At 72.2% G+C, this 25,444-nt stretch carries 20 protein-coding genes; 5 read left to right on the top strand and 15 right to left on the bottom strand.

What is annotated here, in order from left to right:
• Positions 1-38: 38 nt before the first annotated feature.
• The 5 genes from J5X86_RS37220 to J5X86_RS37200 form a co-directional block, all read right to left on the bottom strand.
• Entirely contained in the window at positions 39-284 is a 246-nt protein-coding gene (locus J5X86_RS37220) for a DUF397 domain-containing protein (protein ID WP_208521084.1), read from the bottom strand.
• Positions 285-377: 93 nt separating this feature from the next.
• Positions 378-1,544 (bottom strand): thiolase domain-containing protein, encoded by a 1,167-nt coding sequence (locus tag J5X86_RS37215; RefSeq protein ID WP_208521083.1) that lies wholly within the window; start codon positions 1,542-1,544, stop codon positions 378-380.
• Positions 1,541-2,608: a thiolase domain-containing protein gene (locus tag J5X86_RS37210; protein ID WP_208521082.1), complete on the bottom strand. Its 1,068-nt coding sequence runs from the start codon at positions 2,606-2,608 to the stop codon at positions 1,541-1,543. Before J5X86_RS37210 ends, J5X86_RS37215 begins: the two co-directional genes overlap by 4 nt.
• A complete protein-coding gene (locus J5X86_RS37205) occupies positions 2,609-3,568 on the bottom strand; it encodes a Zn-ribbon domain-containing OB-fold protein (protein ID WP_208521081.1) in 960 nt (319 codons plus the stop codon).
• 61 nt (positions 3,569-3,629) lie between these two features.
• Positions 3,630-4,436 carry a crotonase/enoyl-CoA hydratase family protein gene (locus tag J5X86_RS37200; protein WP_208521080.1) on the bottom strand — a complete coding sequence of 269 codons (807 nt, stop codon included), beginning with the start codon at positions 4,434-4,436 and terminating at the stop codon, positions 3,630-3,632.
• A 165-nt stretch (positions 4,437-4,601) separates the two neighbouring features.
• On the opposite strand from J5X86_RS37200, the gene J5X86_RS37195 reads away from it, so the two are divergent.
• The gene (locus tag J5X86_RS37195) at positions 4,602-6,230 is read left to right on the top strand and encodes an acyl-CoA synthetase (protein WP_208521079.1); all 1,629 of its coding nucleotides are present in this window, start codon (positions 4,602-4,604) and stop codon (positions 6,228-6,230) included.
• Between the two features lie 589 nt (positions 6,231-6,819).
• On the opposite strand, the gene J5X86_RS37190 is transcribed toward J5X86_RS37195, so the two are convergent.
• From J5X86_RS37190 to J5X86_RS37155, 8 genes are all read right to left on the bottom strand, one after another.
• Entirely contained in the window at positions 6,820-7,422 is a 603-nt protein-coding gene (locus J5X86_RS37190; protein ID WP_208521078.1) for a chorismate mutase, read from the bottom strand.
• A gap of 235 nt (positions 7,423-7,657) precedes the next feature.
• Positions 7,658-9,214 (bottom strand): acyl-CoA synthetase, encoded by a 1,557-nt coding sequence (locus tag J5X86_RS37185; RefSeq protein WP_208521077.1) that lies wholly within the window; start codon positions 9,212-9,214, stop codon positions 7,658-7,660.
• Positions 9,215-9,387: 173 nt separating this feature from the next.
• Positions 9,388-10,491 carry a nitronate monooxygenase family protein gene (locus J5X86_RS37180; protein WP_078645802.1) on the bottom strand — a complete coding sequence of 368 codons (1,104 nt, stop codon included), beginning with the start codon at positions 10,489-10,491 and terminating at the stop codon, positions 9,388-9,390.
• Positions 10,492-10,611: 120 nt separating this feature from the next.
• On the bottom strand, positions 10,612-12,168 hold the full coding sequence (locus tag J5X86_RS37175) for an NAD(P)/FAD-dependent oxidoreductase (protein WP_208521076.1): 1,557 nt from the start codon (positions 12,166-12,168) through the stop codon (positions 10,612-10,614).
• Positions 12,169-12,264: 96 nt separating this feature from the next.
• Entirely contained in the window at positions 12,265-14,487 is a 2,223-nt protein-coding gene (locus J5X86_RS37170; protein ID WP_208521075.1) for a serine/threonine-protein kinase, read from the bottom strand.
• Positions 14,488-14,509: 22 nt separating this feature from the next.
• Positions 14,510-15,460 carry an oxygenase MpaB family protein gene (locus J5X86_RS37165; RefSeq protein ID WP_208521074.1) on the bottom strand — a complete coding sequence of 317 codons (951 nt, stop codon included), beginning with the start codon at positions 15,458-15,460 and terminating at the stop codon, positions 14,510-14,512.
• A gap of 65 nt (positions 15,461-15,525) precedes the next feature.
• Positions 15,526-15,942, bottom strand: a complete 417-nt coding sequence (locus tag J5X86_RS37160; RefSeq protein WP_078645797.1) for a VOC family protein — start codon at positions 15,940-15,942, stop codon at positions 15,526-15,528.
• Positions 15,943-15,952: 10 nt separating this feature from the next.
• The gene (locus J5X86_RS37155; RefSeq protein WP_208521073.1) at positions 15,953-16,381 is read right to left on the bottom strand and encodes a helix-turn-helix transcriptional regulator; all 429 of its coding nucleotides are present in this window, start codon (positions 16,379-16,381) and stop codon (positions 15,953-15,955) included.
• Positions 16,382-16,504: 123 nt separating this feature from the next.
• On the opposite strand from J5X86_RS37155, the gene J5X86_RS37150 reads away from it, so the two are divergent.
• From J5X86_RS37150 to J5X86_RS37140, 3 genes are all read left to right on the top strand, one after another.
• Positions 16,505-16,915: a VOC family protein gene (locus tag J5X86_RS37150; RefSeq protein WP_208521072.1), complete on the top strand. Its 411-nt coding sequence runs from the start codon at positions 16,505-16,507 to the stop codon at positions 16,913-16,915.
• A 124-nt stretch (positions 16,916-17,039) separates the two neighbouring features.
• On the top strand, positions 17,040-19,433 hold the full coding sequence (locus J5X86_RS37145) for an excinuclease ABC subunit UvrA (RefSeq protein WP_208521071.1): 2,394 nt from the start codon (positions 17,040-17,042) through the stop codon (positions 19,431-19,433).
• A 186-nt stretch (positions 19,434-19,619) separates the two neighbouring features.
• Positions 19,620-20,741, top strand: a complete 1,122-nt coding sequence (locus J5X86_RS37140) for an NAD(P)/FAD-dependent oxidoreductase (RefSeq protein WP_208521070.1) — start codon at positions 19,620-19,622, stop codon at positions 20,739-20,741.
• A gap of 116 nt (positions 20,742-20,857) precedes the next feature.
• Here J5X86_RS37140 and J5X86_RS37135 read toward each other — a convergent pair whose 3' ends face one another.
• Positions 20,858-22,048, bottom strand: coding sequence for an acyl-CoA dehydrogenase family protein (locus J5X86_RS37135; RefSeq protein WP_078645756.1), 1,191 nt, complete (start codon positions 22,046-22,048; stop codon positions 20,858-20,860).
• Between the two features lie 136 nt (positions 22,049-22,184).
• Positions 22,185-24,293, bottom strand: a complete 2,109-nt coding sequence (locus tag J5X86_RS37130) for a pyridoxamine 5'-phosphate oxidase family protein (protein WP_208521069.1) — start codon at positions 24,291-24,293, stop codon at positions 22,185-22,187.
• Between the two features lie 141 nt (positions 24,294-24,434).
• On the opposite strand from J5X86_RS37130, the gene dhaK reads away from it, so the two are divergent.
• On the top strand, positions 24,435-25,427 hold the full coding sequence (gene dhaK / locus J5X86_RS37125) for a dihydroxyacetone kinase subunit DhaK (protein WP_208521068.1): 993 nt from the start codon (positions 24,435-24,437) through the stop codon (positions 25,425-25,427).
• The last annotated feature ends 17 nt before the right edge of the window (positions 25,428-25,444 follow it).

Genomic DNA, 25,444 nt, shown 5'->3' with positions numbered 1-25,444 from the left:
CCGGCCGGACCCGCCCGCCCCTGATCGGCGGCCCCGGTTCAGGTGAGGTCGAACTCGCCCTCACGCGCGCCCAGGACGAAGGCACGCCACTCGGCCGGGGTGAAGATCAGCGCCGGGCCCTCGGGACGACGGCCGTGGCGCATCGCGATGAAGCCCTCGACGAAGGCGATCTCCACATCGCCCACACCCTGGCTACTCGACTGCCACTGGGCGCCCGAGAGATCGAGATCGGGCTTCTCTGCGCTTCCTGCCAGTGGCTGTGCGGTGGTGGTGGTGTCGGCCACGTCAGCTCATCCTCCCGGATCGTCGTCCGCGCCCCACCCTAGCGATCGTGACCGGTGCCGCACAGGCCACGAAAGAAGGACTAAGGAGGAGACTCAATCGGCGGGCGGCGTGTCCGCGACCACCCACATCGAGAAGAACTGCGAGCCCCCGCCATAGGCGTGGCCGAGCGCCTTACGGGCGCCGTCGACCTGGTGTTCGCCCGCCCGTCCGCGCACCTGGAGCGCGGCCTCGGCGAACCGCAGCATGCCGGACGCGCCGATGGGGTTGGTGGACAGCACCCCGCCCGAGGGGTTGACCGGGAGCTCGCCGTCGATCTCGGTCACCCCCGACTCGGTGAGCTTCCAGCCCTCGCCCTCGTCCGCGAAGCCCAGGTTCTCCAGCCACATGGGTTCGTACCAGCTGAAGGGCACATACATCTCCACCACGTCGATCTCCCGGCGCGGATCGGTGATCCCGGCCTGGCGGTAGACGTCGGCCGCGCAGTCCCGGCCCGCCCTCGGCGAGACGCAGTCCTTCCCCGCGAAGAGCGTCGGCTCGCTGCGCATGGCGCCGCCGTGCATCCAGGCGGGCGGATACGGGGCACGGTCCGCGCCGGCCCGGTCGGTGAGCACCATGGCGCAGGCGCCGTCCGAGGAGGGGCAGGTCTCCGAGTAGCGGATGGGGTCCCACAGCATCGGGGACGACCGCACCTTCTCCAGCGTCAGATCGCGCTCATGCAGGTGCGCGTAGGGGTTGCGCAGGGCGTTGCGGCGATCCTTGTAGGCCACGAGGGCGCCGATACCGGAGGGCGCGCCGGTGCGCCGCATGTACGCCCGTACGTGCGGGGCGAAGAAGCCGCCCGCCCCGGCCAGCAGCGGCTGCTGGAACGGGATGGGCAGGGACAGCCCCCACATGGCGTTCGACTCCGACTGCTTCTCGAAGGCGAGGGTGAGCACGGTCCGGTGGACACGGGCGGCGACCAGGCCCGAGGCCACCAGCGCGGTGGAGCCGCCGACCGAGCCGGCGGTGTGCACGCGCAGCATCGGCTTGCCGACCGCGCCGAGCGCGTCGGCGAGGTACAGCTCGGGCATCATGACGCCCTCGAAGAAGTCGGGCGCCTTGCCGATGACGACGGCGTCGATGTCCGCCCAGGTCAGCTGGGCGTCCTCCAGGGCCCGTACGGCGGCCTCCCGGACCAGCCCGGCGAGGGAGACGTCCCGGCGTGCGGCGGTGTGCTTGGTCTGGCCGATTCCGACGACGGCCACCGGCTCCTTGGTCACAGGACATCCCCTTCCAGGACCGCCACCAAGTTCTGCTGCAGACACGGGCCCGAGGTGGCATGGGCGAGGGCCCGGTCGGCGGCGCCGCGGTGGATGGCGGCGGCGGCCTCGCCGAGGCGGATCAGCCCGGCGGCCATCATGGGGTTGGCGGCCAGCGCCCCGCCGGACGGATTGACGCGTACGCCCTCCCCCAGCCCCAGCTCACGGCGGAGGATCAGCTCCTGCGAGGTGAACGGCGCATGCAGCTCGGCCAGGTCGGCGGGGGCCTCGAAGGCGCCCGCGCGCTCGGCGGCGAGCCGGGTGGACGGGGAGCGGGTGAGGTCCCGTACGCCGAGGCTGTGCGCCTCCGTCCGGTGGTCCATGCCGCGGATCCAGGCCGGGCGGCGGCAGAGCCGGCGCGCCGTGTCCCCGGCGGCGAGCACGACGGCGGCCGCGCCGTCGCCGACCGGCGGACAGTCGTGGCGGCGCAGCGGCCGCACCAGATACGGGTCGTCCAGGAGGGCCTCGGGCGGCGGTGAACCGGTCACCTGCGCATGCGGGTTGTCCTCGGCCGCGGTCCGGCTGCGCGCGGCGACCGCGGCCAGCGCCCGCTCGTCGGCGCCGCTGTCCTCCGCGTCGAGCAGCGCCCGGGCCTGGAGGGCGGCGAGGGAGACCGAGTCCGGCCACAGGGGCGCCACGTAGTACGGGTCGAGCTGGCGGGTCAGGACCTCCCGGAGATCGCCGGGCGAGGACTTGCCGTAGGAGTAGACGAGCGCGGTCTCCGCCTCGCCCGTCAGCAGCCTCGTCCATGCCTCGTACAGCGCCCAGGCGCCGTCCATCTCGACATGGGACTCGGAGATCGGCGGCCAGGCGCCGACGCCGTCGAGGGCCATGGTGAAGGAGAAGGCCCGGCCCGCCAGATAGTCGGAGGAGCCGGAGCAGGTGAAGTCGATCTCGCCCGCCCGGAGTCCGACGGCGTCGAGCACCTCATGGAGGACGGGCATCAGCATCTCGACCTCGGAGACCTCCGCACTGTCGCGCCGGTGGTCGCTCTGGCCGAAGGCGACGATGGCAACCTCTCGCATCTACAACAGCTCCTTGTAGGTGTCGTAGTCGGCGTCGGGTTCGCCGGTGGGCCGGTAGTGGTCGGGGTAGCGGCTGTCCTCGCTCCATACGGGCTCCACGCGCAGCCCCATGCGCACCTGGTCGTAGGGGATGCCGCCAACCCGCCCGTGAAGGGCCAGACCGGCGCCGTCCAGGGCGATATGGGCGTAGACGTACGGCACTTCGATATCGAGGTTGCGGGCCTTGATGTTCACGATGCAGAAGGTGGTGACCGTGCCGCGCGGGCCGACCTCCACCTGCTCGTCGGTGGCGACCCCGCAGGTGGGGCAGGCACCCCGGGGCGGGACGTAGACCTTGCGGCAGGACGGGCAGCGCTCCCCGCGGGTGGTGCGGTCGGCGAGGGCCTTCAGATAGCGCGACTGGGCGCGGCCGGGTGCGTAGGTGTAGTCGAGGCGGGCGGGGACCACGATGCCGGTGACGGGGTCGGTGAACTCCCCGCTGTGCGGCACGGCTTCGCCGCCCTCGGCGCCGTCGTACGGCTCGAAGCAGGCGATGTCGGTGATGGCGCCCACGCGCTCCCCGGCCCAGCGGATCCGCACCCGCATGCCGGTGCGCACCGCGTCGGGCCCGGGTGCGTCGAGGGCGTGGAGGAGGGCGGTGTCCGCGCCGTCCAGCCGCACCAGCACCCAGGCGAAGGGGGTGTCCAGGGGCTGGCCGCGGCGCGGTGCGGGGTTCCAGGCCCAGGTGGTGACGGTGCCGGTGGGGGCGACCTCGACCAGGTCGGACAGCTCGTCGGCGGTGACCGGGTCGTATTCGACGGGCGGCATCAGCACCCGGCCGTCGGTGGTGCGTACGCCGAGCACGGTGCGTTCGCGCAGTCCGGTGAGGAAGGCGCTCTGGACCGGTCCGAGGGAGCGGGTGAAGGGAAACTCGACGACCAAAGGCGCCTGGAGCACCTCGGGTGAGGGAGCCGGGGTCATGGGGGTGCGTCTCCTTCCGCGCGGCCGGCGTGGGGCGGCGGCGGCCTGAGGTGTTGGGGGATCACGCCCGGCGGTAGACCGGCGGCCGTTTCTCCGCGAAGGCTTTCGAACCCTCCTTGGCGTCGGCGGTGTCGAAGATGGGCCAGCCGCGTTCGAGTTCGGACCTCAGGCCGTCGGACTCGGTCATCTCGGCGGTCTCGTAGACGGACGCCTTGACCGCCTCGACGGCGAGCGGGCCGTTGGCGTTGATCAGCTCGGCGATCTCCAGGGCCTTCTCCAGCGCCGTGCCGTCCGGGACGACATGGCCGATCAGCCCGATCCGCGCCGCCTCCTCGGCCGGATAGGGGCGCCCGGTCAGCAGCATCTCCAGGGCGTGGGTGCGGGGCAGCTGGCGGGCCAGCCGTACGGTGGAGCCGCCGATGGGGAACAGCCCGCGCCGGACCTCGAAGAGCCCGAAGGTGGCGCCGCGCCCGGCGACCCGGATGTCGGTGCCCTGCAGGATCTCGGTGCCGCCCGCGACACAGGGGCCCTCGACGGCGGCGATCACCGGCTTGCGCGGCCGATGGTGGCGGAGCATTGCCTTCCAGTGCAGATCGGGGTCGGCCGCGAGGCGGTCGCGGACGTGCTGTCCGTCCATCCGGCCGCCGCCCGCGAGCGCCTTGAGGTCCATTCCCGCGCAGAAGGCCCCACCGGCGCCGGTGAGCACCACGGAGCGCACGGCATCGTCCTCGTCGGCCTCAGTCCAGCCGTCGTACAGCCCGACCAGCATCGGCAGCGAGAGCGCGTTCCTGGCCTCGGGCCGGTTCAAGGTGAGTACCAGGGTCGCGCCGACGCGCTCGACGATGAGGTGTTCGGTCCCGCTTGTCACGACGTCCTCCCGTCTCGAGACCTAGAACAGGTTGCAGCAGGGGAAGGCCGACTTCAAGAGAAATCTGATGCTCAGTCAGATTTCTTGTACCGGGGGCCTTCCCACCTCATCCCCGCGCGGCTCTAATGAGCGCCGAGCCACCGGATCGAGGGGTCAGGAGGAGCCATGGAGTACAACCTTGCCGACCTGTTCGAGTCGATCGTCGACACGGTGCCCGACAGAGAGGCGCTGGTGTATCTGGACCACCCCGGCACCGGAGCCGAGCGGCGGCTCACCTACGCCCAGCTCGACGCGGCCGCCAACCGGCTCGCCCACCATCTGCGGGACAGCGGTATCGCCCCGGGCGAGCATGTCGGACTGCATCTGTGCAACGGCGTCGAGTATCTCCAGACGGCTCTGGCCTGCGTGAAGATCCGGGCGGTGCCGGTGAACGTCAACTACCGCTACGTGGAAGACGAGTTGGTCTACCTCTACCGCGACGCGGACCTGGCCGCGCTGGTCTACGACGCCGAGTTCGGCGAGCGGGTGGCCGCCGCGCTGCCGCACACCGACAGCCTGCGCCATCTGGTGCGGGTCGGCGCCGAGGACGGCCCCCGTACGTCCGTGGCGTTCACCGACGCCGAGGCGTCCGGGTCACCCGAGCGCGGCTTCCCGGCGCGGTCCGCCGACGACCGCTTCATCATCTACACCGGCGGCACCACCGGTATGCCCAAGGGCGTGATGTGGCGACAGGAGGACCTCTTCTTCTCCGGGCTGGGCGGCGGCGCTCCGACCGGCCGGCCCGTCGGGCGCCCGGAGGAGCTGGCCGAGCGGGTGGCCACGGGCGGCGAGGGGCTGGTCTTCTTCCCCACTCCGCCGCTGATGCACGGCACCTCCACCCTTACGGCCTTCATCGGGTTCAACTTCGGTCAGAAAGTGGTGCTGCACCGAAAGTTCGTCCCCCAGGATGTGCTGAGGACGGTCGAGAAGGAGAAGGTCACCACCGTCTCGCTGGTCGGCGACGCGATGCTGCGGCCACTGGTGGACGCCCTGACCGGCCCCCTCAAGGGCACCGACCTCTCCTCCCTGCTCAGCGTCAGCAGCTCGGGCGCGATCCTGTCGGAGACCGTACGAGCCCAGTTCGCCGAACTCGCCCCGCACACCCTGCTGCTGAACAACTTCGGCTCCTCGGAGTCCGGGTTCAACGGCACGGCCACCGACGACTCCGGCCCCGAGAAGGGCTTCCGGCTGCACGTCAACGCCCGTACGACGGTGGTGGACCCGGCGACCCTCGCCCCGGTGGCGCCCGGCGAGCCCGGCCGGATCGCGCAGCGCGGCCATGTGCCGCTCGGCTACTACAACGACGCGAAGAAGACCGCCGAGACGTTCTTCGAGGCGGACGGGGAGCGCTGGGTGCTGCTCGGCGACATGGCCACCGTCGACGAGCAGGGCGTGATCACCGTCCTCGGGCGCGGTTCGCAGTGCATCAACACCGGTGGCGAGAAGGTCTATCCCGAAGAGGTCGAACAGGCCCTGAAGGCCCATCCGGACGTGTACGACGCGCTGGTGGCGGGCGTCCCCGACCCCCGCTGGGGCCATCGCGTCGCGGCCGTCGTCCAGCCCCGGACACAGGCGTCCGGGCTCACCGCCGACGCGATCCGCGACCACTGCCGGGAGCGGCTCGCGGGCTACAAAATCCCACGTACGGTCGTCTTCACCGACCGCATCCAGCGCTCCCCCAGCGGAAAGGCGGACTACCGCTGGGCGCGAGCGGTCGCGCAGGAGGCGGACCGGGACACCCCGAACGGCGGCTGAACCGTTGCGCACGGCGGCTGAACCGTTGCGCAACGCGGCCTGGACCGGTCCGCACCACGGCTGAACCGTTCCGCACCACGGCCTGAACCGCTCCGCCCTGCGACCAGGGCATGTCCGACGGATAGTGACGCCTGCGGCGGGCTGTCCCCCACCCCGCCCCTTCCCGAAACCGGGGGGCCCGGCCCCCGGCCCCTGGCGGGGCTCCGCCCCAGACCCCAGGGCCCAAGGGGCGCCTTCCCGAAACCGGGGCTTCGCCCCAAACGCCGGGATCCAGGGCGAAGCCCCTGGTAACGGGAAGGGGCGGGGAGCCAACCCAGCCCCTCCGGCGCCTGAGGAGCAGGGCCCAGGGGCAGAGCCCCGGCCGGGGTCTGAGGCGGAGCCCCAGGGGCCGGGGGCCAGGCCCCGCTCTCGGGGAAGCGCGGGGAGCCAATCCAGCCCCTCCGGCGCTTGAGGAGCGGGGCCCAGGGGCGGAGCTCCGGCGGGGGCCGGGGGCCGGGCCCCCGGTTTCGAGGAGGGGCGGGGAGGGGAAAGATCCGCCGGACACCCCGCAAGGCTGACTGGGTGCCCGACCCGCAGCCCTACCGCAGCCTCACGGCGCCGCCCGCTCGCACACTGACGGCAGCGACCGGCCCAGCGCCACACTGTGCAGCGCGTCCAGGTGCCGCCCACGGATCACCGCCGCGGCCCCAGCCGTGAGCCGTCCCACGCAGGAGGGGGCCTCCCGCACGGCCGCCGAATCCGCGATGGCGCGCACGAGTTCGCCGTTGATCCGGTTGATCTCCAGCCGGATCCGCCCAAGGTCGGGACGTTCGGTGGGCGCCTGTGCGGGGTCGGCGTCCCAGCGCCGGTAGAGGCCGCGCTGGACGACCTTGCTGGCCTCGATCTGGTCGCGGAAGATCCTCGACGTCGCCACGGGGTCGGCGCCCAGCTCCTCGGCCTGCCGCGCCACCGCGTCCAGCACCTCCCGTTCCCGCGCCGGGTCGTCGATCGGGCTGTCCGTGCCCCACTTCGCGGCGGCGACCTCATCGGCCACCAGGACCCGCTGCGCGGACAGCTCGACCAGCGGCCGCAGGGTGCCGTGGACACTGGCCGGACCCACCGGAGCGGCGAAGGCGGCGGTGGCCCCCGTGGCCAGCACGGCGGTGGCCAGCGCGGCGATCAGCGCATGACGCGGGGACAGATGCGGTCGCATGGGCGGGGGTTCCTCTCTCGGCGGGACGGGCGGCCCGAGGCGTCGCCCCGGCGGCCCGGGGCACCCGACGGGTTCTGGAACGATAGGACGCCGCACCGTCGGCACGCCACGGGGCCGGTCCCCCGGGAAAGCGGGACCGGCCCCGTGGCGCGATGGCCGGATCAGGCGGCACTGGCACTACTTGGCGCTTGGGCGCTACTTGGCACCACTGGCACTCAACGGGCCGCCCCCAGGCTCACTGCGATTCCGCACCCTCCCAATACGGCGCCCGCAGCCGCCGCTTGTAGAGCTTGCCATTGGGGTCGCGCGGCATCTCCACAATGAAATCCACCGACTTGGGGCATTTATAGCCCGCCAGCCGGGTGGTGCAGTGGGCGAGGATCTCGGCGGCCAGGTCGAGGCCCGGCGCATGCCCCTCGGCGGGTTCCACGACCGCGATGACCTGCTCGCCCCAGTCCTCGTGGGGGATCCCGAAGGCGGCGGCGTCGGCGACGGCCGGGTGGGTGAGCAGCGCGGCCTCGATCTCGGCGGGGTAGATGTTGACCCCGCCCGAGATGATCAGGTCGATCTTGCGGTCGCGGAGGTAAAGGTAGCCGTCGTCGTCCAGGAGGCCGAGGTCGCCGACGGTGAAGAAGTCGCCGATGCGGTTCTTCTCGGTCTTGCTCTTGTCCTTGTGGTAGGCGAAACCCCCGGTGCTCATCTTCATGTAGACGGTGCCGAGTTCACCGGCCGGGAGCCGGGTGCCCTCGTCGTCGAAGATGGCCAGCTCGCTGATGGGCCAGGGGCGGCCGACAGTCCCCGGCTTCTTCAGCCAGTCCTCGGCGGTGGCGAAGGCGCCGCCGCCCTCGCTGGCCGCGTAGTACTCCTCGACACAGCCGCCCCACCACTCGATCATCGCGCGTTTGACATGGTCGGGGCAGGGTGCGGCCCCATGGATGGCATGGCGCATCGAGGAGACGTCGTAGGACCGCTTGACCTCGTCGGGGAGGGCGAGCAGCCGGTGGAACTGGGTCGGCACCATATGGGTGTGCGTACAGCGGTAGGTGTCGATGAGGCGCAGCATCTCCTGGGGCGTCCACTTGTCCATGAGCACCAGGGGATGACCGATGTGCAGCGACGAGCTTGCGAACTGCAGTACGGCGGTGTGGTAGAGCGGTGAGCACACCAGATGGACGTGGTCGGGCTCCTCGGAGCGCGGTGTGATGCCGAAGAAGCGCAGAAAGCCGCCGAGGTGGCTCTCCTCGGGGAGCTTTCCGGTCAGCGCACGGCGGATGCCGCGCGGACGGCCCGTGGTGCCGGAGGTGTAGTTCATCACCCAGCCCAGCTCGCGGTCGGCGGGCGGCTCCTCCGGCCGCCCCTCGACGAGCTCGGCGTACGGGCGGAAGCCGTCGATGGCGCCGACCGCGTAGCGGTGGGTCGCCGGCAGCCCCGCCTCGTCGGCGGCCGCGGCCGCCTGCCCGCCGTAGCGCTCATGGGCGATCAGCACCTTGGCGCCGGAGTCGGAGACGATCCAGGCGATCTCGGGGCCGACCAGATGGTGGTTGACCGGCACCAGATAGAGCCCGGCCTGGGTGGCGGCGAGGGCGGCGACGAAGAACTCCACCCCGTTGGGCAGGACGACCGCCAGGGCGTCGCCGCGTCGCAGCCCGGCGGCGCGCAGCCCGGCGACGAGCCGGTTGCACGCGCTGTGCAGCCGCCCGGCGGTCCACTCCTCACCGTCCGGGGCGATGAGCACGGTGCGGTCGGGCTCGAGCGCGGCCTGGGCCCAGAAGCCGTTGGGTGTAGGGGACATGGCGGTCCGGTCCTCCTTCTGACGGCGGTGTCAGGCGGTGTGGGACGAGATCAGACGAGGTGGAGCGGGGGGTCGGGCGAGATCGGGCGGGATCAGGCGAGGTCAGGGGGGTTGCGGCGGGCGCGGTCAGGCGGGTTGGGGCGGGCGCGGTCAGCCGGGTTGGGCGGGCGCGGTCAGGCGCGCTTGGCGATGCGGATGACGCGGTCGATGGCGCGCTCGAAGCCCCGGGTCAGATCGTCGAAGACGGCCTGGACCGGGCGGACCTCGTCCATCCGGCCGACGATCTGGCCGACCGGCGTGCCGAGCAGCGGTTCCACCTCGTGCTTCTGGATGCGGGAGACGGCCTCGGCGACCAGCAGCCCCTGGAGCGGCATGGGCAGCGGGTCCGGGCCGTCCGGGTCCTCCCAGGCGTCGGTCCACTCGGTGCGCAGCTGGCGGGCGGGTTTGCCGGTGAGGGCGCGGGAGCGCACGGTGTCCCCGGATCCGGCCGCCAGCAGCTTGCGGATGAGGGCCGCCGAATGCAGTTCGGCCTCCTCGGTGGTGAGCCAGAGGGAGCCGATCCAGACGCCCTGGGCGCCCAGCGCCAGCCCGGCGGCGATCTGCTCACCGCTGCCGATGCCGCCCGCGGCGAGCACGGGCAGCGGGTCCACGGCCCGCACCACCTCGGGGGTGAGCACCATGGAGGCGATCTCGCCGGTGTGGCCGCCCGCCTCGTATCCCTGGGCGACGATGACATCGAGCCCCGCCTCCTTGTGGTGGAGGGCGTGGCGGGCGCTGCCCGCGAGGGCGGCCACCAGGATGCCGTGGTCATGGGCGCGGGCGACGACATCGGCCGGGGGTGAGCCCAGGGCGTTGGCCAGGAGTTTCACGGGGTAGTCGAAGGCGACGTCGAGCTGGCTGCGGGCCACCTCCTCGAGCCAGCCGGTGATCCGCCAGCCGGACGCCTCGCCCTCGGCGAGCCCGGGGACGCCGTGCTTGGCGAGGGTGTCCCGGACGAACGCGCGGTGGCCTTCGGGGATCATCGCCTCGATATCGGCCTCGGTGACCCCCTCCACCTTCTTCGCGGGCATCACGACGTCCACGCCATAGGGCTTGCCGTCGGCGTGCCCCTCCATCCAGTCGAGGTCGCGGGCCAGCTCCTCGCCCGCGCCGTAGCGGACCGCGCCGAGCACACCGAAGCCGCCGGCCCGGCTGATCGCCGCGGCCACGGCGGGGAACGGCGTGAAGCCGAAGACGGCGTGCTCGACACCCAGCCTTGTGCTCAGCTCCGTCTGCATGGTCGGCAGGATGCCGCAGGGCGGCGGACGAAGGAAGAGTTTTTCTGACGCTACGTCAGATTCGATGGAAGAAAAGCGCTCCCCGGGCCGTCCGAAGGACTCCCTGAGGGCTTTCGGGCGTCACTTCCCCAGCACCGCCATGGCCGCGTTGTGCCCCGGAATTCCGCTCACCCCGCCGCCGCGCACCGCCCCCGCGCCGCACAGCAGCACATTGGCGTGGCGCGTCTCCACGCCCCAGCGGCCGGTGCCCTCCTGGGCGTACGGGAAGGCCAGGTCCCGGTGGAAGATGTTGCCGCCGGGCAGCCGCAGCTCGGCGTCCAGGTCCAGCGGGGTCTTGGCCTCGATGCACGGCCGGCCGTCGGCGTCGTGGGCGAGACAGTCGGTGATCGGCTCGGCGAGATGCGCGTCCAGCTCCGCGAGGGTGGCGCGCAGCAGCGCGGTGCGCGCCGCGTCGTTGTCCTCGGTGAACAGCCGGGCGGGGGTGTGCAGTCCGAACAGGGTCAGGGTCTGATAGCCCTCGCGTGCCAGCTCCGGGCCGAGGATCGACGGATCGGTCAGCGAGTGGCAGTAGATCTCCGACGGCGGCCGGTGCGGCAGCTCCCCCGCGGCCGCCTGGCGGTACGCGTCCTCCAGGGCCCCGTACCCCTCGGCGATGTGGAACGTCCCGGAGAACGCCTCGCGCGGGTCCACCTCGCGGTCGCGCAGCGCGGGCAGCCTGCGCAGCAGCATGTTCACCTTGAGCTGGGCCCCTTCCGCGGGCGGGGCGGGCGGCTCCTCGCCCAGCAGCCGGGCCAGCTCGCGCGGCGCGGCCCCGACGAGCACATACCGGGCGGCCGCGGTGCCCTCCCCCGACTCGCCCTCGTACCGCACCTCGGCCGAGGTGCCGTCGGTGGCGATGGCGGTGACCTCGCACCCGGTCGCGATCCGCGCGCCCGCCGCGCGGGCGGCGTCGGCCAGGGCATCGGTGAGCGCGCCCATGCCGCCTACGGAGACGTCCCAGTCGCCGGTGCCGCCGCCGATCACGTGGTAGAGGAAGCAGCGGTTCTGCCGCAGCGAGGGGTCGTGGGCCCGGGCGAAGGTGCCGATGAGCGCGTCGGTGAGGACCACGCCCCGGATGAGGTCGTCGTCGAAGGCCGCCTCGACCGCCTCCCCCAGCGGCCGCTCGAACAGCGCCTGCCACGCCGCGTCGTCCCCGATCCGCGTCCGCAGCTCCTCCCGGGTGGGCAGCGGCTCGGTCAGCGTGGGGAAGACGCGCTCGGCGACGCGCTGGGTCATGCCGTAGAAGCGCTGCCAGGACTCGTACTCCCGCTCCGAGCCGGTCAGCCGCGCGAACGCGGCGCGCGTCCGGGCGGAGGAGCCGGAGTCCACCAGCAGCCCGGTGTGGCGCCCGCCCCGGACCTCGGGGGTGTACGAGGAGACCGCGCGCTTGCGCACCGCGAAGCGCAGTCCGAGGTCGTCGACGATCCGCCGCGGCAACAGGCTGACCAGGTAGGAGTAGCGCGAGAGCCGTGCGTCCACGCCGGGATAGGGCCGTGTGGACACGGCGGCGCCACCGGTGTGGCCGAGGCGTTCGAGCACCAGCACGCTCCGCCCGGCGCGGGCGAGATACGCGGCGGCGACCAGACCGTTGTGACCGCCGCCGACGATGACGACGTCATACGCATCGCTGTGAGACATGCCCTCTGGTTAGCACGCGCTGATCGCCGGGGCCAGGGCGCCGCAGCTCACCCCCGCCGCGCCCGCCGCCCCGAACGCCTGGGCCGTGGCCGCCGCCTAGGCCCTCCCGGGAGTCTCGGCCGTCTCGGGAGTCTCGGCCCTCTCGGGAGTCTCGGCCGTCTCGGCGCGCCGGCCCAGCCGCTCCAGGCAGTGGGCCTCGTCGCCGCGGCTGACGAGGGTGTCGGGATGGCCGGGACCCAGGACGCGGGCGCGGGCGCGGGTCACCCGGCGGTAGCCGTCCAGCGCGTCGGACCAGCGGCCGAGCCAGCCCAGGGCGACGGCCACCTCACGGCGGCTGACCAGGGTGTCCGGATGGTCGGGGCCCAGGGCGCGCTCGCGGAGGTCGCAGACCTCCCGCGCCTCGGCGAGCGCCTCCTCCCAGCGGCCCAGCCGGCCGAGGCTGACGCCGAGGCCGTGCCGGGCGCGCAGGGTCTCCGGATCGGCCGGGCCGTGGGCGCGGGCGCGGTCCTCGACGAGCGCGTGGTAGACCGCGAGGGCCTCCGCACCCCGGTCCAGCCGCCCCAGGCCGACGCCGATCTCATAGCGGGCGGCGAGGGTGTCGGGATGGTCGGGGCCGAGGGTGCGGGCGCGGTCGGCGGCCACCTCGCGGAAGATGCCCAGGGCCTCCCGCCAGCGGTCGAGGCGGCCGAGGGCGTACGCCACCTCGTAGCGGGTGACCAGCGTGTCGGGGTGGTCGGCGCCCAGCACCCGGGCGCGGTCGGCGGCCACCCCCTCCGCCATGCGGTACGCCTCCTCCAGGCGCCCCAGACAGCCCAGATTGAAGGCGAGGTTGTGGCGGCAGCGCAGGGTGTCGGGGTGGTCGGCGCCCATGGTGCGCTCGCGGGCGGCGAGCACGGCCGTGTAGAGGTGCTGGGCCTCGGTGAAGCGGCCGAGGCGGCCCAGGGTGAACGCGGTCTCCTGGCGGGCGGCGAGGGTCTCCGCGTGGTCGGGGCCCAGGACGCGCCCGCGGCCCACCGCGACCCGCTCGTACTCGCGCAGCGCGTCGCCGGGGCGGCCCAGGATCCCGAGGGCGAAGGCGGTCTCGTAGCGGCTGGCGAGGGTGTCGGGGTGGTCGGCGCCCAGCGCGCGCTCGCGCTCGGCGGCCACCGCGCGGTGTGTTGCCACGGCCTCCTCCCAGCGGCCCAGCCGCCCCAGGTCCAGCGCGGCGCGGTGCCGGTCGGCGAGCCGCGCCCGGACCCCGGGCGGGGGTGGCGGTGCGGGCTGAGCGGCGTCGCGGCGTCCGGTCCAGGCACCGGTGAGCGCGGCCGTCGCGTCGGGCGGGGTCGCCGACAGCAGTCCCACGCCGCCGGTGTGCGCCTTGGACCCGGTGGTCATGTCCAGGGCCCAGGCCGGAAGGCGCGGAGCCGACGGTCCGGCGGCCGGAAGTGCGCCGCGCGGCGCGGGGAGCGGCGGCGCCGTCGGCCACCGGGACGCGCGGGCCGGGGCGATCCGCCGGGCGAACTCGGCGGCGTCGTGTGGACGGCCCTCCGGGGTCTTGGCCAGCAGATCGAGGACGGCGCGCTCGAACCGCTCGGGGAGTTCGGGCCGGTGGCCGCGCGGCGGGGCGGGCGGGGTGTGGCGATGGCCGACGAGGACCGCCCATGCGTCGTCCAGGGCGAACGGCGGTGCGCCCGTGGCCAGTTCGTAGAGCACACAGCCCAGGGAGTACAGATCGCTGCGGTGGTCGACCGGGCCACCCGCGATCTGCTCGGGCGACATGTAGTGCGGGGTGCCCATGGCGACGCCGGTGCCGGTGAGCCGGGAGGTGAAGCCGACGTCATGGCCGAGGCGGGCGATGCCGAAGTCGCAGAGCTTCACGGTGCCGTCGGTGAGCCGCATGATGTTGGCCGGCTTCAGATCGCGGTGCACCACGCCCTGGTCATGGGTGTAGGCGAGGGCCGCGGCGACCTGCTCCGCGATGTCCAGCACCTCGGGGACCGGCAGCGGGCGGCGCTCGTTGTCCTTCAGCAGCTGACTGAGGTTGCGGCCCTCCAGCAGCTCCATGACCAGGTACAGCGCGCCCTCGTACTCGCCGAAGTCATGCACCACGGTGACCCCGCGGTGCTGCAGCGCGGCGGCCACCCGCGCCTCCCGGCGGAAGCGCTCCCGCACCACACCGGTGAACGAGGGGTCGTGGCGCGACCCCAGCGGTTTGAGGCATTTGACGGCGACGCGCCGGCCGAGCGACTCATCCCGCGCCCGCCACACCTCGCCCATTCCCCCGCGCCCGATCCGGTCCAGCAGCCGATACCGGCCCTGGATCAGCCTGATGTCCGCCATGCTCCCCCTGCCTTGGCGGAAGTCAGCTCCCGCCGCCCCCGTGGAGACCGGCCGCGTGCGGCCGAGCCCCCGTCGCATCCCCGCTGTCCAGTATGGCCGCGTTTCTGCGCAGTTTGTAGGGCGAGGGGCGGCTGCCCGGTCCGAGTCGCTCGACCGCCCGCATGATGTGCTTCGGCGGCAGCTGCCAGCGGGCCGTGGGCGGGATGCAGCGCAGCGCCCTGCCCATCGCCCGCAATCGGCGGGTGACCACGGGGGGCGGGGGTGCGGGGCGCCCGTACAGTTCGTGGGCGTACGGGGGCAGGGACCCGTAGGCGAGCGCGGCGAAGCGCCCCCAGATCGCCTCACGCGCCGGGACGAGCAGGGCATGGACCGGGGGCCGCCGCAGAAAGGCGTCCACCTCACGGGCCTCGGGGGTGTTGGCGAGTTGGGGGCGCACCTTCGCGAAGTACGCGGCGAGCGCCGCCGTATCGGCCGGTACGTCGGCGGGGTCGAGGCCGACCAGCCGGGCGGACACCACGTTCTCGGCGACATAGGCGTCCGCCTGGGCGTCGGTGAGCGGATAGCCCGAGCGCCGCATCACATGGAGGTACGAGTCGATCTCGGCGCAGTGCACCCACAGCAGCAGCTCGGGCTCGTCGACGCCGTGCCGGACGCCGGTGACGGGGTGGGTGAGGGAGAGCCTGCGGTGAATGCCCCGGACCTTGGCGCCCGCCCGCTCGGCGGCCTCGGTGGTGCCGTAGGTGATGGTGGCGACGAACCGCGCGGTGCGCAGCAGCCTCCCCCAGGCATCCTTGCGGAAGTCGGAGTTCTGGGTGACGCCGCGCACCGCGAGCGGATGCAGGGCCTGGAGGTACAGGGCGCGCACCCCCGCGATCCACATCACCGGGTCGCCGTGCATCTGCCAGGTCACCGACCTGGGGCCGTAGAGCCCCGGGTCGGCGTCCGATCCGCCCTGCCGTATGGCCGCCGCCATGGCCACCACCTCCCGACGGCCAGCCTAGGCGGCACCGGACCCCTGGGCGGGACCCGCTGAAGGGCTCACTTCTTCAGAGGCTGGGTGAAGCGCAACATGTTGCCGGAGGGGTCGCGGAACGCGCAGTCGCGGACGCCGTAAGGCTGGTCCATGGGCTCCTGCAGCACCTCGCCGCCCGCGGCGCTGACGCGTTCGAAGGTGGCGTCGCAGTCGTCCGTCGCGAAGATGACACCGCGCAACAGGCCCTTGGCCATCAGCTCCGCCATGACCTGTCTGTCGTCGGGCGAGGCGTTGGGGTCGGCCAGCGGCGGTTCCAGGACGATGTTCACGTCCGGCTGCGAGGGCGCCCCGACGGTCACCCAGCGCATTCCCTCGAACCCGACGTCGTTGCGGACCTCGAGGCCGAGGGCATCGCGGTAGAAGGCGAGCGCCTTGTCGTGGTCGTCGACGGCGATGAAGCAACTGGAAAGTGTGATGTCCATGGGGCTCACGCTACGGCCGGGCGGCGGGGCTCGCTTCTCCGTTCCTGACCGGTCGCGTGTGGATCTTGGCCATGCAGGCCGGGATGGCGGCGCCATGGTCATGGCTCCGGGCCCGGTAGCTGCTCGGGCTCTCGCCGACCAGCTCTGTGAAGCGCGAGCTGAACGACCCGAGCGACGTACAACCGACCGCGATGCAGACCTCGGTCACCGTAAGGTCGCCGCGCCGCAGCAGCGCCTTGGCCCGCTCGATGCGGCGGGTCATCAGGTAGCTGTACGGCGTCTCGCCGAAGGCGGCGCGGAAGCTGCGGGAGAAATGGCCCGGCGACATCAGGGCGCCATGCGCCAGCGCCGGGACGTCGAGCGGCTCGGCGTAGTCGCGGTCCATCCGGTCGCGGGCCTGCCGCAGCCGGACGAGGTCATCGAGATCCTGCCGTTTCACCGGCTCAGTTTCCCACAGCGCCCGGGGCCGGGGAGGCGGAGCGACCGGCCGGGAGAAACGGCCGGCCGGACCGGTCAGGAATGGAGAAGCCCCGGTCACGCGGGCGCGGCTAGCTTCATCGCCATGGACCTCACCATTCACTGGACCTTCCTCCCGCATGACGACCCGGACGCCTCGCTGGCCTTCTACCGCGACACCCTCGGCTTCGAGATCCGTAAGGACGTCGGCTACGACGGGATGCGCTGGATCACGGTCGGCCCCGCCGGGCAGCCCGGAACCTCCATCGTCCTGGAGCCCCCGGCCCTCGGCCCCGGCATCACCGACGACGAGCGCCGCACCGTCGTCGAGATGATGGCCAAGGGCAGCTACGCCCGCATCACCCTGGCCACCGCCGACCTCGACGGCGTCTTCGCGCGGGTGCGGACCAGCGGCGCCGAGATCGTCCAGGAGCCGGCCGAGCAGCCGTACGGGATCCGCGACTGCGCCTTTCGCGATCCCGCGGGCAACATGATCCGCATCAACGAGCTGCGCTGAGCCGTCCGGCCCCGGCAGCCACGGCCTGCGAACCGGACGTATTGTTCGAACCTGGTCAGATCGAGCCAGGCGACACCGCTGGATACCGCGAAGGCGGCCCCCGCCCGAACCAGATGGAGACACGATGAGCATGGCCACGGACACGGACCAGCGGTCGGCTGTGCCCCACGCCGCCGACAGCCACGATCTGATCCGGGTGCACGGCGCGCGCGAGAACAACCTCAAGGACGTCAGCATCGAGATCCCGAAGCGCCGGCTGACGGTGTTCACCGGCGTCTCCGGCTCGGGCAAGAGCTCGCTGGTGTTCACCACGATCGCCGCGGAGTCGCAGCGGCTGATCAACGAGACCTACAGCACCTTCGTGCAGGGCTTCATGCCGACGCTCGCCCGGCCCGAGGTCGACGTACTCGACGGGCTGACCAGCGCGATCATCGTCGACCAGCAGCGGATGGGATCCGACCCCCGCTCCACCGTCGGCACCGCCACCGACGCCAACGCGATGCTGCGCATCCTCTTCAGCCGGCTCGGCGAGCCGCACATCGGCCCGCCCGGCGCGTACTCCTTCAACGTCGCCTCGGTCTCGGCGAGCGGTGGGTTCACAGTCGACCGCGGTGCCGAGAAGAGCAAGACCGAGAAGGTGAGCTTCAGCCGCACCGGCGGCATGTGCACCCACTGCGAGGGCCGGGGCTCGGTCTCCGACATCGACCTCACCCAGCTTTACGACGACTCCAAGTCGCTCGCCGAGGACCCGTTCACCATCCCCACCTACACCGGTGGCGGCTGGGTCGTGCGGGTCATCACCGAGTCGGGCTTCTTCGACAAGGACAAGCCGATCCGCGCGTACACCAAGAAGGAGCGGCACGACTTCCTCTACCGCGAGCCCACCAAGGTGAAGATCAACGGCGTCAACCTCACCTACGAAGGGCTGATCCCGAAGATCCAGAAGTCGTTCCTCGCCAAGGACCGCGAGTCGATGCAGCCGCATATCCGGGCGTTCGTGGACCGGGCGGTCACCTTCGCCGAGTGTTCCGAATGCGGCGGCAGCAGGCTCAGCGAGCTGGCCCGCTCCTCGCGGATCGGCAAGGTCAACATCGCCGACGCGTGCGCGATGGAGATCCGCGACCTGGCCGAATGGGTCCGCGGACTGGACGAGCCGTCGGTGGCTCCGCTGCTCGCCAAGGTGCGACACACCCTCGACTCGTTCGTGGAGATCGGCCTCGGCTACCTCTCGCTCGACCGCGCCTCGGGCACGCTCTCCGGCGGCGAGGCGCAGCGCATCAAGATGATCCGCCACCTCGGCTCCTCGCTCACCGATGTCACCTACGTCTTCGACGAGCCCACCATCGGCCTGCACCCGCATGACATCCAGCGGATGAACGACCTGCTGCTGCGGCTGCGGGACAAGGGCAACACGGTGCTGGTGGTGGAGCACAAGCCGGAGACGATCGCCATCGCCGACCATGTCGTGGACCTCGGCCCCGGCGCCGGCACGGCGGGCGGCACCGTCTGTTTCGAGGGCACCGTCGAAGGGCTGCGGGCGAGCGAGACCGTCACCGGCCGCCATCTTGACGACCGGGCCGGGCTCAAGGAGACGGTCCGCAAGGCCAACGGCACCCTGGAGATCCGTGGCGCGACGGCGAACAACCTGCGGAACGTCGACGTCGACATCCCGCTCGGCGTGCTCTGCGTCGTCACCGGTGTCGCCGGCTCCGGCAAGAGCTCACTCCTCCACGGTTCCATTCCGGCCCCGGAGGGTGTGGTCTCGGTGGACCAGACCCCGATCCGCGGCTCGCGCCGGAGCAACCCGGCGACGTACACCGGACTGCTCGACCCGATCCGCAAGGCGTTCGCGAAGGTCAACGGCGTCAAGCCGGCGATGTTCAGCGCCAACTCCGAGGGTGCCTGCCCCACCTGCAACGGCGCCGGCGTGATCTACACCGACCTGGCGACCATGCAGAGCACCGCCACCGCCTGCGAGGAGTGCGAGGGCAAGCGGTTCGAGGCATCGGTGCTGGAGTACCACCTCGGCGGCCGTGACATCAGCGAGGTGCTCGCGATGTCGGTGGCCGAGGCCGAGGAGTTCTTCGGCAGCGGCGAGGCGCGCACACCGGCGGCCCACAAGATCCTCCAGCGGATGTCGGACGTCGGACTCGGCTACCTCACCCTCGGCCAGCCGCTCACCACGCTCTCCGGTGGCGAGCGGCAGCGGCTCAAGCTGGCCGTCCACATGGCCGACAAGGGCGGCGTCTATGTCCTCGACGAGCCGACCACCGGTCTGCACCTCGCCGACGTCGAGCAACTGCTCGGCCTGCTCGACCGGCTCGTCGACTCCGGCAAGTCGGTCATCGTCATCGAGCACCACCAGGCGGTCATGGCACACGCCGACTGGATCATCGACCTCGGCCCCGGTGCCGGTCACGACGGTGGCCGCATCGTCTTCGAGGGCACCCCCGCCGATCTCGTCGCCGAGCGCTCCACCCTCACCGGCGAACACCTCGCGGAGTACATCGGCGCCTGACCGAGGTGGCCGGCGCGTGCCACGAGGGCCGCCGGAGCCGCGGTGTCGGTGATATTTCGGGGCTGTCGGTCCGATGCCGGTGGTTTGTCGGCGGAGGACCGGTGGTTTGTCGGCGAAGGGCCTGAGCCTTGCCGGAGAGCCTGCCGGGTGCCCATCCGGCAGGCATGCGACAGGCAAGGAATCAGCATGACCACTCACGTCACGATCATCGGCGCCGGACTCGGCGGGCTCACGCTCGCCCGCGTCCTGCACGTCCACGGCATCCCGGCCACCGTCTACGAGGCGGAGTCCTCGCCGACGGCGCGTTCGCAGGGCGGGATGCTCGACATCCACGACTACAACGGCCTCCTGGCCGTGCGGGCGGCCGGTCTGATGGATGAGTTCCGCGGCATCGTCCTGGAGGGCCGTCAGGCGGTGCGGGGTCTCGACCGGGAGGGAAACGTCCTGGTCGACGAACCCGACGACGGTACGGGCGGACGCCCTGAGGTGCAGCGCGGCGAGTTGCGGCGGCTGCTGCTCGACTCGCTCCCGGCGGGCACCGTCCGGTGGGGGCACAAGGTCAGCGGTGTCCGTGGCCTCGGCGAGGGCCGCCATGAGGTGACCTTCGCCGACGGCGGCACCGTCGTCACGAGCCTGCTGGTCGGCGCGGATGGCGCGTGGTCACGGGTCCGGCCGGTGCTTTCCACCGCCGGCCCCGTGTACGCCGGTACGTCGTTCGTCGAGACCTACCTGTTCGACGCCGACACGCGGCACCCCGCTGCCGCGAAGGCGGTCGGTGGCGGGTCGATGTTCGCGGGCGATCAGGGCACGAGGCAGATCGGGGCGCAACGGGAGAAGGGCGGAACCCTTCACGTCTACGCGATGCTGTCCGAGCCGCTGGAGTGGTTCGGCGGTATCGACTTCACCGATTCCGCCGCGGCCACCGCACGGATCGTGCGGGCATTCGACGGCTGGGCACCGGAACTCACCGCCCTGATCACCGAGAGCGACACCGCACCGGTGTTGCGCCCCCTCTACTCGCTGCCGGTCGGGCACCGGTGGGACCGGGTGCCGGGGGTGACCCTGGTCGGCGACGCCGCCCACCTGATACCCCCGAACGGCGAGGGCGCCAACCTGGCCATGCTGGACGGCGCCGACCTCGGTGAGGCGCTCGCCGCACACCCCGGCGACATCGAGGCCGCGCTCTCCGCATACGAGCACGTGATGTTCCCTCGCAGTGCCGAGCAGCTCGCGACAGCCGAAGACCCCGACAATCCCACCCTCCAGGACGTGATCAACATCTTCGCCCTGGACGAGCAGCCCTCATGAGCCGCCAACTGAGACCGCCACGGTGACGGCCACTCCCGCTCAGGTGCCTCCACCGCTCCGTGATCGCCGTTGGTGGAACGGTCACGGTGACCGTTCCACCAACGCATCTCGCCTGCTCAGCGGCGCACCCGCGGCATCCCCAGGCCGATCCAGGAGATGATCTCCCGCTGGATCTCGTTGTTGCCGCCGCCGAAGGTGAAGACGACGCTGCTGCGGTAGCCGCGCTCCAGCTCTCCGTGGAGGACCTCGCCCGCGGAGCCCTCCTTGAGCGGACCGGCGGCGCCGACGATCTCCATCAGCCAGGCGTAGGCGTCGCGGCGCGCCTCGGAGCCGTACACCTTGACGGCGGAGGCGTCCTGCGGGGTCAGGGTGTCGCGCTGGAGGGCGTCCACCATCTGCCAGTTGAGCAGCTTCATGGCGTCCAGCCGGGCGTGCGTACGGGCCAGCCGGCCGCGCACCCAGGCGAGGTCGATCACCCGGCGGCCGTCGGGGAGCTTGGTGTCGGCGGCCCACTGGCGGACACCGCGCAGGGCGCGGATGGCCATGGTGCCGTGGGCGGCGAGGGTGACCCGCTCGTAGTTGAGCTGGGTGGTGATCATGCGCCAGCCCTCGTTCTCGGGGCCGACGCGGCGGGTGGCCGGGACGCGGATGTTCTCGTAGTAGCTGGCGGTGGTGTCGTGGGAGGCGAGGGTCTTGATGAGGGTGGCGGAGTAGCCGGGGTCGTCGGTCGGGACCAGCAGGATGCTGATGCCCTTGTGGGGTTTGGCGTCGGGGTCGGTGCGGACCGCGAGCCAGACCCAGTCGGCGGTGTCGCCGTTGGTCGTCCAGGTCTTCTGGCCGTTCACGGTGTAGTAGCCGGAGGCGGTGTCGCCGTCGCGCACCGCGCGGGTCTTGAGGGAGGCGAGGTCGGTACCGGCGTCGGGCTCGCTGTAGCCGATCGCGAAGTCGATCTCGCCGGAGAGGACCTTGGGCAGGAAGTACGCCTTCTGCTCCTCGGTGCCGAACCGCATGATGGTGGGCCCGACCGTGTTGAGCGCCATCAGCGGCAGCGGCACGCCGGCCTGGGCCGCCTCGTCGAAGAAGATGAACTGCTCGGCCGGGCCGAGCCCGCGCCCGCCGTACTCCTGGGGCCAGCCGACCCCCAGCCAGCCGTCGGTGCCGAGCCGGCGGATGGTCTCGCGGTAGAACCGCTTCTGCCCGGTGGAGTCGGCGTAGCGGGCGTAGGCGTCGTCGGGGACCAGTTCGGCGAAGTACGCGCGCAGCTCATCGCGCAATCGCCGCTGATCAGGGGTGTATTCGAGGTCCACGGCCCCTCCTGGAGTCTCGCGTGCGCCGTGACGGCGGTCTGGGAGCGTCCTGGGATCGAGGGGCACGGTAGAACGTGTTCCAACAATACGGAAGGGCCGTGGACCGGGCCCGTCGACCCGGTCCACGGCCCGGGCCTCAGCTCGCCACCCGGGGCGGGCTGTCGTCGGTGCCGCGCCGTACGACCTGTACCGGCTGGCCCGGACGCCAGGTTCGCAGCACCATCTCCCCGTTCTCCAGGGCGGTGTGCACCACCTCGGTCAGCTCGGCGCGGTAGAGGTGGAAGGGCTCGGGCGGCCGGACCTCCTCGGCGAAGCGGGCGACCGTCTCGGGGTCGGTCACCTCGACCGCCCGGCCGCTCACCCGCACATCGCCCTCGGTCAGCCCCTCGCCGGGGCCCGGGTTGGCCTGCACCGAGAACCGCGGATCGCGGCGCAGGTCCAGCGCCTTGCGCGAGTCGGGCATCATGCCCAGCCACAACTCGCCGGAGAGGAAGTTGACTTCGAGCGGTGTCACCCGCGGGGAGCCGTCCTGGCGCAGGGTGGCCAGCACATGGTGGCGGTAGCGGCCGAAGCGGTCCTGGGCGTAGTCGGCGAAGGCGGGCTCGGCCGCCGCGAATCCGGCCCAGCTGGTGGTCGGGTAGGTCATCGTCATGGCGCCCATGCTCGGGCCGTTTCCGGACGTCTCCTGTCGGGATTTCCCGGCTTCCCACTCCCGTGCCTGATCCGGTGGCAGATACGCGTTCCACTCGGTGCCCGGCAGCGGATAGCCGACCCAGGTCCGGGCGTAGGACGGCGGCCGGGTCTGGCCGCGCCGCAGCAGCAGCGCGGTGGGTTCACGGGCAGCGCGGCGCAGCAGCGTGGGCAGGGTGGTGGACCGGTTGTTGCCGCTGGTCTGCGCGGAGGAGCAGCCCGCGTGGTACGCGACGGGCAGGGCGCGGTCGCCGGTCACCAGACAGGGCGGCCGCAGCCCCAGCCGCTGCAGCCCCTGCGCGGCGGTGCGATAGCGCCCGGTGGTGTGGTCGGACTGCTTGGCGGTGTGGTTGAGGATGACGAACTGGCTGGCCAGATGGAGTGTGATGACCACCCCGAGGGCGACCGCCAGGTGCTGCGGTGAGCGCGCGGCCCGTACGGCGCGGAACACCAGCCCGGCGATCGGCAGCGCCAGCAGCGCGTAGGAGGGCATCAGGAAGCGCGGTGCGGAATAGCCGATGAGCAGCAGATACGGCAGGGCGAGGGTGGCCGCGCAGACGATGGGCAGCATGGTCAGCGGCACCGCGGGGAGCCGGGCGGCCGGTCTGCCCAGCCCCACCCGCACCCGGCGCAGCTCTTGGCGGTCGCGCAGCGCGCCATGGACGCACAGGAGGGTCAGCACGGGCAGCGCCAGCCACCATACGGTCAGCTCCGGGTGGCGCAGCGGCACCTCGCAGGGGCGGCACAGCTGAGGTCCGTTGAGGCTGCGCAGCGCGGCCCCCACGCTGAAGTGGAGGCCCATGCCGCCCTCGACGTCGCTGGAGACGTTCAGCCGCTCGCCGATGCCGCCGAAGCGGTCGTACGCCTCGCCGATCCACTGGGCGGCGCCGAGCAGCGGCCCGCCGATCAGCGCGGGCAGGGCGGGCCGCCAGGTGCGCACCCCGATCGCGCCGATCAGCAGCGGCAGGGTGAGCCAGCCCCCGTCGGGGGTGCGCACCAGTGTGACGCCCGCGAGGACGGCGGCCAGCCACCAGCGGGCGTTGGACTCGTGCGGCGCGCGGAGGAACCAGCCGACGGCGGCGACGGCGCCGATCGCCACCCAGAGGTTGGGCATCACCGCGGGCCCGCTGATCTGGGTGATCCACAGTCCGGAGAAGAGCAGCGCGGCCAGGGCGACCTGGGCCGGGGGCAGCAGCCGGGTCCAGACCCGGAAGGCGCCGTAGAGCGCGCCCGCGGAGACCAGCATGAGCAGGATCCGCAGCGCCGGAATGGAGTCGGTCGCGGCGACGAGGGGCGCGACCAGGAGACTGACGCCGCGCGAGCGGGGTGCGCTGAAGTACGCGGGCGGGGTGCGCGGATCGACCTGGGAGACGTACACGGACTCGTCCCAGCCCAGCGCGTGGCCGGTGTGCGGGATCACCATGGCGAGCTGGACCACGGCGTATCCGATGGCCACCAGCCCGAGCCAGGGGGCCGGGCGACGGTACCGCCGCGGCTGGCGTGGCTGGGGGTGCGGGGGCAGGACGGCGGCCGCCGGTGCGGCAGTATTCTCCATGCGCGCACCATATGATGTCTATGTACCTTTTTCGTCCTATTAGGCCATCCGGCTCAGTGTCCAAGGGGTGCCATGGACGCGACGGATCCGTAGGCTGTTGCAGCGGTGCACAGCCCCATCCGGCGGAGGACGGACACACCCATGAAGATGCTCATCAACGTCCCCGAGACGGTGGTCGCCGACGCGCTGCGCGGAATGGCCGCCTGCCACCCCGAACTGATCGTCGACGTCGAGAACCGGGTGATCGTCCGGCGGGACGCGCCGGTCGAGGACAAGGTGGGGCTGGTCTCCGGCGGCGGATCGGGACACGAACCGCTGCACGGCGGTTTCGTGGGGAGCGGCATGCTCGACGCCGCCTGCCCCGGCGAGGTGTTCACCTCCCCCGTGCCGGATCAGATGGTGCGCGCCGCGGCGGCGGTGGACAGCGGCAAGGGCGTGCTGTTCATCATCAAGAACTACACGGGCGATGTGCTCAACTTCGACATGGCCGCCGAGCTCGCCGAGGACGAGGGCATCCAGGTCGCGAAGGTCCTGGTCAACGACGATGTGGCGGTGACCGACAGCCTCTACACGGCGGGCCGGCGCGGCACCGGGGCCACTCTGTTCGTGGAGAAGATCGCGGGTGCGGCGGCCGCCGAGGGCGCGCCACTGGAGCGGGTGGAGTCGATCGCCCGACGGGTGAACGAGCTCTCGCGGAGCTTCGGCGTCGCGCTCAGCCCCTGTTCCACCCCGTCCAAGGGCGGCCCCACCTTCGAACTGCCCGCCGGGGAGCTGGAGTTGGGCGTGGGTATCCACGGCGAGCCGGGGCGTGAGCGGCGGGCGATGATGACCTCCCGCGAGATCGCCGACTACGCCGTGCAGGTGGTGGTCGAGGACCTGCGCCCGGAGAACCCGGTGCTGCTCCTGGTCAACGGCATGGGGGCGACCCCGCAGCTGGAGCTGTACGGCTTCGCCGCCGAGGTGCACCGGGTGCTCGGCGAGCGGCAGGTGGCGGTGGCGCGTACGCTCGTCGGCAACTACGTCACGTCACTCGACATGGCGGGCGCTTCGATCACGCTGTGCCAGGTCGACGAGGACCTCCTGCGGCTGTGGGACGCGCCCGTGCGGACCGTCGGGCTGCGCTGGGGTGCCTGAGGCCGGCCGGCCCCCGA

It is taken from the genome of Streptomyces sp. NEAU-YJ-81 (assembly GCF_017592595.1).
Lineage (GTDB): Bacteria > Actinomycetota > Actinomycetes > Streptomycetales > Streptomycetaceae > Streptomyces > Streptomyces hygroscopicus_B.
This window is presented reverse-complemented; position numbering and strand designations above follow the sequence as displayed.

Coding starts and splice junctions, on each gene's coding strand:
- J5X86_RS37185 (WP_208521077.1), bottom strand. CDS start 9,214: ATGTCCCCTACACCCAACGGCTTCTGGGCCCAGGCCGCGCTCGAGCCC.
- J5X86_RS37170 (WP_208521075.1), bottom strand. CDS start 14,487: ATGGCGGACATCAGGCTGATCCAGGGCCGGTATCGGCTGCTGGACCGG.
- J5X86_RS37210 (WP_208521082.1), bottom strand. CDS start 2,608: ATGCGAGAGGTTGCCATCGTCGCCTTCGGCCAGAGCGACCACCGGCGC.
- J5X86_RS37165 (WP_208521074.1), bottom strand. CDS start 15,460: ATGGCGGCGGCCATACGGCAGGGCGGATCGGACGCCGACCCGGGGCTC.
- J5X86_RS37190 (WP_208521078.1), bottom strand. CDS start 7,422: ATGCGACCGCATCTGTCCCCGCGTCATGCGCTGATCGCCGCGCTGGCC.
- J5X86_RS37195 (WP_208521079.1), top strand. CDS start 4,602: ATGGAGTACAACCTTGCCGACCTGTTCGAGTCGATCGTCGACACGGTG.
- J5X86_RS37145 (WP_208521071.1), top strand. CDS start 17,040: ATGAGCATGGCCACGGACACGGACCAGCGGTCGGCTGTGCCCCACGCC.
- J5X86_RS37140 (WP_208521070.1), top strand. CDS start 19,620: ATGACCACTCACGTCACGATCATCGGCGCCGGACTCGGCGGGCTCACG.
- J5X86_RS37180 (WP_078645802.1), bottom strand. CDS start 10,491: ATGCAGACGGAGCTGAGCACAAGGCTGGGTGTCGAGCACGCCGTCTTC.
- J5X86_RS37205 (WP_208521081.1), bottom strand. CDS start 3,568: ATGACCCCGGCTCCCTCACCCGAGGTGCTCCAGGCGCCTTTGGTCGTC.
- J5X86_RS37160 (WP_078645797.1), bottom strand. CDS start 15,942: ATGGACATCACACTTTCCAGTTGCTTCATCGCCGTCGACGACCACGAC.
- J5X86_RS37175 (WP_208521076.1), bottom strand. CDS start 12,168: ATGTCTCACAGCGATGCGTATGACGTCGTCATCGTCGGCGGCGGTCAC.
- J5X86_RS37130 (WP_208521069.1), bottom strand. CDS start 24,293: ATGGAGAATACTGCCGCACCGGCGGCCGCCGTCCTGCCCCCGCACCCC.
- J5X86_RS37150 (WP_208521072.1), top strand. CDS start 16,505: ATGGACCTCACCATTCACTGGACCTTCCTCCCGCATGACGACCCGGAC.
- dhaK (WP_208521068.1), top strand. CDS start 24,435: ATGAAGATGCTCATCAACGTCCCCGAGACGGTGGTCGCCGACGCGCTG.